The organism is Streptosporangium sp. NPDC003464 (genome assembly GCF_053588315.1).
In genome coordinates this window covers 1-6,504 of record NZ_JBSFPS010000391.1, presented here as the reverse complement: position 1 = coordinate 6,504, position 6,504 = coordinate 1, and the positions used below count along the sequence as shown (strand labels likewise).

At 72.2% G+C, this 6,504-nt stretch carries 9 protein-coding genes; 6 read left to right on the top strand and 3 right to left on the bottom strand.

The features are described from left to right. The 4 genes from ACWDS7_RS45260 to ACWDS7_RS45245 all read left to right on the top strand — a co-directional run. The coding region (locus tag ACWDS7_RS45260; RefSeq protein WP_451934327.1) for an RtcB family protein at positions 1–113 on the top strand (113 nt) is incomplete at its 5' end. 153 nt (positions 114–266) lie between these two features. Continuing rightward, on the top strand, positions 267–1,256 hold the full coding sequence (gene moaA / locus ACWDS7_RS45255; protein ID WP_451934324.1) for a GTP 3',8-cyclase MoaA: 990 nt from the start codon (positions 267–269) through the stop codon (positions 1,254–1,256). Next, positions 1,253–1,822 carry a molybdenum cofactor guanylyltransferase gene (mobA, locus tag ACWDS7_RS45250; RefSeq protein WP_451934323.1) on the top strand — a complete coding sequence of 190 codons (570 nt, stop codon included), beginning with the start codon at positions 1,253–1,255 and terminating at the stop codon, positions 1,820–1,822. Before moaA ends, mobA begins: the two co-directional genes overlap by 4 nt. Positions 1,823–1,897: 75 nt before the next feature. Beyond that, positions 1,898–2,137, top strand: coding sequence for a DUF6457 domain-containing protein (locus ACWDS7_RS45245; RefSeq protein ID WP_451934326.1), 240 nt, complete (start codon positions 1,898–1,900; stop codon positions 2,135–2,137). A gap of 243 nt (positions 2,138–2,380) precedes the next feature. On the opposite strand, the gene ACWDS7_RS45240 is transcribed toward ACWDS7_RS45245, so the two are convergent. Further along, positions 2,381–2,692 (bottom strand): DUF3099 domain-containing protein, encoded by a 312-nt coding sequence (locus ACWDS7_RS45240; protein ID WP_451934322.1) that lies wholly within the window; start codon positions 2,690–2,692, stop codon positions 2,381–2,383. A 119-nt stretch (positions 2,693–2,811) separates the two neighbouring features. Between ACWDS7_RS45240 and ACWDS7_RS45235 the strand changes: the two genes are divergently transcribed. Both ACWDS7_RS45235 and ACWDS7_RS45230 read left to right on the top strand, forming a co-directional pair. Next, complete coding sequence (locus tag ACWDS7_RS45235; RefSeq protein ID WP_306868978.1) at positions 2,812–3,024, top strand: dodecin; 213 nt, start codon at positions 2,812–2,814, stop codon at positions 3,022–3,024. Positions 3,025–3,076: 52 nt separating this feature from the next. Then, positions 3,077–4,153: a linear amide C-N hydrolase gene (locus ACWDS7_RS45230; protein ID WP_451934321.1), complete on the top strand. Its 1,077-nt coding sequence runs from the start codon at positions 3,077–3,079 to the stop codon at positions 4,151–4,153. Here the strand turns inward: ACWDS7_RS45230 and ACWDS7_RS45225 are convergent. Together ACWDS7_RS45225 and ACWDS7_RS45220 are read right to left on the bottom strand one after the other, a co-directional pair. Beyond that, positions 4,150–5,517: a metallopeptidase TldD-related protein gene (locus ACWDS7_RS45225; RefSeq protein WP_451934325.1), complete on the bottom strand. Its 1,368-nt coding sequence runs from the start codon at positions 5,515–5,517 to the stop codon at positions 4,150–4,152. The two genes, ACWDS7_RS45230 and ACWDS7_RS45225, sit on opposite strands and share 4 nt — an antisense overlap. Positions 5,518–5,647: 130 nt before the next feature. After that, the coding region (locus ACWDS7_RS45220; protein ID WP_451934320.1) for a TldD/PmbA family protein at positions 5,648–6,504 on the bottom strand (857 nt) is incomplete at its 5' end.

The window sequence follows — 6,504 nt, the reverse complement described above, 5'->3', positions numbered from 1 at the left end:
TGATCGACGAGATCCCCGGCGCCTACAAGGACATCCGGTCGGTCATGGCGGCGCAGACCGACCTCGTCGAGGTGGTCGCCCACCTCCGGCAGCTCGTCTGCGTCAAGGGCTGACCCGCCGGCCGCCGCCGGGGCGGCCCTCCAGGAATGAACCGGCCGCCGGTGATGTTGCCGCGGATACGGCCTGACTTTGGGGTGAGTAGGGGGCTGGCCTTAGGCTGGCCCCCTGCTTGGATGAGGATGAATGGTGTGAGGAGGTGACGCCCGATGCTGCGAGACTCGTTCGGCCGGGTGGCGACTGATCTACGGGTGTCCCTCACCGACCGCTGCAACCTGCGGTGTTCCTACTGCATGCCCCCCGAGGGCCTCGACTGGCTGCCCAAGCCCGACCTGCTGACCGCCGACGAGATCGTCCGGCTGGTGACCATCGGGGTGGAGCGGCTGGGCATCACCGAGGTCCGCTACACCGGCGGTGAGCCCCTGCTCCGCCGCGAGCTGGTGGAGATCGTGGCCCGCACCGTCGCCCTCCGGCCCCGGCCCCAGGTCTCGCTGACCACCAACGGCATCGGGCTCGCCCGGCTGGCCGCCCCGCTCGCCGAGGCCGGCCTGGACCGGGTCAACGTCTCCCTCGACACCCTCGACAGGGAGACCTTCGCCAAGCTCGCCCACCGCGACCGGCTGACCGACGTGCTCGACGGCCTGGCCGCGGCCGACGCCGCCGGGCTCCGCCCGGTCAAGGTCAACACGGTGCTGATGCGCGGGATCAACGACCACGAGGCCGCCGGGCTGCTGGGCTACTGCCTCGAACGGGGCTACGAGCTCCGCTTCATCGAGCAGATGCCGCTGGACGCCCAGCACGGCTGGCGCCGGGAGAACATGATCACCGCCGACGAGATCCTCGCCCGGCTGAAGGAGTCCTACGACCTGACCGACGACGACCCGGTGGAGCGCGGCAGCGCCCCGGCCGAGCTGTTCCTCGTCGGGGGCGGGCCGGCCAGGGTCGGGGTGATCGGCTCGGTCACCCGGCCGTTCTGCGGCAGCTGCGACCGCGTACGGCTCACCGCCGACGGCCAGATCCGCAACTGCCTGTTCGCCACCGACGAGTCCGACCTGCGCGCCGCCATGCGCTCGGGAGCCGGCGACGACGAGATAGCCGAGCGCTGGCTGGCCGCGGTCCGGATCAAGAAGGCCGGGCACGGCATCGACGACCCGTCCTTCCTGCAGCCGTCCCGCCCGATGTCCGCCATCGGCGGATGAGCGCGCGCTACGACGCGTGCATCCTGGCGGGTGGCCACGCGAGAAGGCTCGGCGGGCAGGACAAGCCGGGCCTGCGCGTCGCCGGACGGCCGCTGATCGAAACGGTGGCGGCGGCCGTGCCGGACGCCGGCAGGCTCGTCGTCGTCGGGCCGCACCGCCCCGGACTGGCGCGGGGGATCTTCGTACGGGAGGATCCGCCCGGCGCCGGGCCCGTCCCGGCGCTGCGGGCCGGGCTGGCCGAGGTGAGCGCGCCGTGGGTGGCACTGCTCGCCGCCGACCTGCCGTTCCTGACCGCCGGGCACGTCTCGGCGCTGCTGGCGGCGGCGCGGACGGGGGCGGTGCTCGTCGACGACGGCGGGCGTGAGCAGTGGCTCGTCGGAGTCTGGCGTACGGCGGAGCTCGGCGGGGCGCTCGCCCGCTACGAGGGCCGGTCGCTGCACGGGCTCCTCGCCCCGCTGGCCCCCGTGACGCTTCATCTCCCCGGGGAGCCGTGGTTCGATTGCGACACGCCGGCGGATCTGCGGCGGGCCCGGAGCGGCGAGCCAGGGCCGCCGGCACAGGTCTGAACGCCCGGCGAGAGCCGCCGGAGCGGTGATGTCCCGGGGCGAGAGCGCCCCCCTTGCGAGGAGTGAGAGTTGAACGTGCTGACGGAGTGGACCGCGATCGTCTGCCGCGAGCTGGGCGTCGACCCCGCGGAGATCGACCGTGACGCGCTGCTGGACCTGACCAAGGAGGTCGCTCACGGGGTGACGCGCCCGGCCGCGCCGCTGACGGCGTATCTGCTGGGACTGGCCCAGGGGGCGGGCACGGCGCCACCGGACGCGGTGGAGCGGCTGACCGCGCTGGCACGGGAGTGGGAGCGGACGGCGGGCGACAGCTAGGGTCCTGCCGACAGGCGCGGCCGGCGATCCGGGGAAGATGGAGACTCTGGAACCGGAGGTCCTGGAAGAGCTGGAGGCCCTGGAAAAAGGGCGACGCCGGGTGGTTACGGGGGCAAACCACCCGGCGCCGCTTCATCGGCGTTCCGACGGGGGCCCGGAACGCCGGCACCAGTGCCCCGACGGGGGACCAGGGCACTTGGCTAAAGCGTACACCTACTACCCCTGAGATGCGTCAAGACTTAGTCACGACCCGATCTCGCGTCGGTGGAGCGGGATCTCGTTCTGGCCGTTTTCCGCAATGTCAGGGGTGCTGATCGGTCCGCGCTGCGGGGCGTTGGCCCCGATGACGGCAACATATGGTAAAAAGATCGCCCCGGCGAACAGCAGGAGCCGGACGGGCAGCGGAGCCGGCACCGTGAAGGCGAGAATGAGACAGACGAGCCGGATCCCCATCTTGATGAGATAGTTCTTCTCCCGCTTCCCGATGTCCTCGCTCAGCGACGGCCGGGCATCGGTTACCTGGTGGACCACCCGGCGCTTGTGCCATACCTTCACCACTCCAACTTAGACCTCGGACGGGGCGGGTCCAACTCCGCCCTCGGAGCGGGCCGGGCCCGCGGATCGGGACGGCGCCGGAGGGCGTGCGATCATGGCCGCCGGGTAAGGATGACGGCATGACGGATCGCACATATCGGGTGACCGAGATAGTCGGCACTTCGGAGGAGAGTCTTGAGGCGGCCATTCGCAACGGCGTCCGCCGTGCCTCGCAGACCCTGCGTCACCTCGACTGGTTCGAGGTGACCGAGGTCAGGGGGCACATCATCGACGGCGAGGTCGGCCACTTCCAGGTCGGCATGAAGGTCGGATTCCGCCTGGAGGACGCCTGACCCCGGACGCCTGATCTTGTACGGCGCGGCCCCGGCGGAGCAGACTACGGGGATGGGAGATCTCCACCGCGTCATGGGAGCCGCGCTGGCCGCGGCGCTGCTGCTCGCCGGATGCTCCGCCCCGGTGGGCGGCTCCGCGGCCCCTCCGGCCGCCGCGCCGTCCGCATCCCCACCCGCATCCCCACCCGCGTCCCCACCCGCCTCCCCGTCCGCCGGGCCCGTGCGCGGCGGCGCGCTCGACCAGAGCGCCGCCGACGTCCGGCGGACGCTCGGCAGCCTGCGCCGGCTGGACGACCTGCCGCTGTACGAGATGACCTTCCACGGCTCGTACGACCGGGAGGCCACCGTCAGCGAGGAGGACCTCGCCGGGCGCGCCGACGGCTGGGCCTGCTCGCTGTTCCACCTGGCGGGGGAGCGGCCGCTGTTCGGCCGCAACTTCGACTGGGACCCCAACCCGGCGATGGTCGTGCACGCCGACCCGCCCGACGGCTACGCCTCGGTGTCCACGGCGGACCTGTCCTACGTGCTCGGCAGCGCCGCCACGCCGGACACGGCCGACCCGGGGGTCCGCCGCAGGCTCGCCCACGCCGTGCTCACCCCCTTCGACGGGGTGAACGAGAAGGGGCTGGCGATCGGCATGGCCGCGGTGCCCGACGGCGAGCTGCCGCCCAGGACCGCCGGCCGCCCGGTCGTCGGCAGTGTGCGGATCATCCGGGTGATGCTGGACAAGGCCGCGACCGTGGACGAGGCGGTGGCGATCATGCGCCGCTACGACATCGACTTCACCGGCAGCCCGCAGATCCACTACCTGCTCGCCGACGCCGGCGGGAAGTCGGCCGTCGTGGAGTTCGCCGGCGGCAAGCTCAACGTCATCGAGGACCGGATCCTGACCAACTTCGCCATGACCGGCACCACCGGTGAGCGGCGCATGACCGACACCCGCTACGGCGAGCTCGCCGACGGCCTCCCGGCGGCCAGGACCTGGCAGGACGGGATGGACCTGCTCCAGCGGGTGGCCCAGGGGCACACCCGCTGGTCGGTCGTCTACGACCTCACCGACGCCAGCGCCCGCCTGGTGACGGCCAAGCGCTGGGAGCGGGTGCACACCATCCCGCTCACCCAGCGCTAGCTGGCCTGGCTGACCGTCGACATGTTGAAGTCGGGCACCCGGAGCGGCGGCATGACCGCGCGGGTGAAGTAGTCGTTCCACTCGCGCGGCAGGGTCTGCTCGGCGGCGCCGACCTCGGTGAGGCGGCCCAGCAGGTCCACCGGGCTCTCGTTGAAGCGGAAGTTGTTCACCTCGCCGACGACCTCGCCGTTCTCCACCAGATAGACGCCGTCCCGGGTCAGCCCGGTGAGCAGCAGGCTCTGCGGATCGACCTCGCGGATGTACCACAGGCAGGTGAGCAGCAGGCCCCGCTCGGTGGAGGCGATCATCTCCTCCAGCGAACGGCCGCCCGCGGGCCCCTCCATGATCAGGTTGTCGATCGCCGGGGTCACCGGCAGGCCGGTCAGCTCGGCCGAGTGCCGGGTCTGGATCAGGCTCGCCAGGGCGCCGTCGGAGATCCAGTCGGTGGGCGTCAGCGGCAGGGTGTTGTCGAACACCGACTGCTGCCGGCTGGAGGCGTGCGCGACCACGGCCGGCGCGCACTCGATGCCCGGCGCGGCCGGATCGCTGTACAGGCGGATCGGCAGCGGGGAGAGAGTCTCCCCGACGCGGGTCCCGCCGCCGGGCCTGGAGAAGACCGTACGGCCCTCCAGAGCGTCCCGGGCGCCGGCCGTCCAGTACAGGTAGATCATCAGGTCGGCCACGGCCGTCGGCGGCAGCAGCGTCTCGTACCGTCCGGCCGGCAGGTCGATCCGGTTCTTGGCCCACTCCAGCCGCTGGGCCAGCGAGGCGTCCAGCGCCGCCACGTCCACGTCGGAGAAGTCGCGGGTGGCCACGCCCGTCCACGCCGAGCGCTTCATGTCCGGCGACTTGGCGTTGAGCTCCAGGCGCCCGGTGGGCTGGGTGTGCCGGAGCCGGGCCCCGGTCGAGGTGCCCACGAAGGTGGTGGTGACGATGTGCTCGGCGAAGCCGTACAGCCTGCGCCCGTCCGCCTCGGCCCGGGCGAAGGCCTCGCCCAGGGCGGGGGCGAAGGCGCCGAAAACCCCGATGGAGGTGGGCTCGGCGGGCAGGTCCCAGTCCGCCGAGCGAGGGCCCTCGACCAGCGACCGGGCGTCCTCCGACGGCGTCGCGTCCTCCGCGGCGTGATCGGCCGCGGCGACGACGTCGGCGAGCTGCTCGGGGCGGACCGCCGCCCGCGACACCACGCCGACCCCCCGGCCCACGATCGAGATCACGGTGAGCTGCGAGGAACGGCCCACGCCGTTGGTGGTGAGAGTGTTCCCCGCGAACCGCAGGTTGGCGCTGGAGCCCTCTTCCACGATCACGACGACGTCGTCGGCCGTGGAGAGGTCCAGGGCCTTTTCGATCATCTCCTGAGGGCTCATCCCGCTCCCTTCCCGGCGGCCGGCCGAGGCGCTCGCCGAGATGTCGTTTCCTTCGATCCGCTCGCTCATACGATCTCCCCGCCCGGGGCCCGGAGCCCGCCGCGGACGCCGGCCCGCTCGCCGCGCCCGCTCATTTGCCGCTCTCCTGCAGGGTGTTGAGGACGCGCACGTCGCGGAAGAGCGCCGACGGGCAGCCGTGGCTGACCGGGGCGACCTGGCCGGGCTGGCCCTTGCCGCAGTTGAACGCCCCGCCCAGCACGTAGGTCTGCGGGCCGCCGACGGCCGCCATCGACCGCCAGAAGTCGGTGGTGGTGGCCTGGTAGGCGACGTCGCGGACCTGGCCGGCGAGCCTGCCGTTCTCGATCCGGTAGAACCGCTGGCCGGTGAACTGGAAGTTGTATCGCTGCATGTCGATGGACCAGCTCTTGTCGCCCACGACGTAGATGCCGCGGTCCACCCCGGAGATCAGCCCCTCGGTGGAGGGGCCGTCGGGCGCCGGCAGCAGCGAGACGTTGGCCATGCGCTGGATCGGCATGTTGCCGGGGGAGTCGGCGAAGGCGCAGCCGTTGGAGGCGCCGAGGTCCTTCAGCCGCGCCATCCGCCGGTCGAGCTGGTAGCCGACCAGGACGCCGCCGGAGACGATGTCGAAGCGCCTGGCCGCCACGCCCTCGTCGTCGTAGCCGACCGTGGACAGGCCGTGCTCGGTGGTGCGGTCGCCGACCACGTTCATCACCTGCGAGCCGTAGACCAGCTTGCCGAGCTGGTCGAAGGTGGCGAAGCTGGTGCCGGCGTAGGCGGCCTCGTAGCCGAGGGCCCGGTCCAGCTCGGTGGCGTGCCCGATGGACTCGTGGATCGTCAGCCACAGGTTGGACGGGTCGATGACCAGGTCGTAGCTTCCGGCCTCGACCGACGGCGCCCTGAGCTTCTCCTCCAGCAGTTCGGGGAGGCGGGCGAGCTCGTCGGGGAAGTCCCAGGCGGTGCCGGTGA

Bases quoted from the DNA above. Each gene is read 5' to 3' on its own strand.
- ACWDS7_RS45230 (WP_451934321.1), top strand. From the start codon at position 3,077: ATGGGAGATCTCCACCGCGTCATGGGAGCCGCGCTGGCCGCGGCGCTG.
- ACWDS7_RS45235 (WP_306868978.1), top strand. From the start codon at position 2,812: ATGACGGATCGCACATATCGGGTGACCGAGATAGTCGGCACTTCGGAG.
- mobA (WP_451934323.1), top strand. From the start codon at position 1,253: ATGAGCGCGCGCTACGACGCGTGCATCCTGGCGGGTGGCCACGCGAGA.
- moaA (WP_451934324.1), top strand. From the start codon at position 267: ATGCTGCGAGACTCGTTCGGCCGGGTGGCGACTGATCTACGGGTGTCC.
- ACWDS7_RS45225 (WP_451934325.1), bottom strand. From the start codon at position 5,517: ATGAGCCCTCAGGAGATGATCGAAAAGGCCCTGGACCTCTCCACGGCC.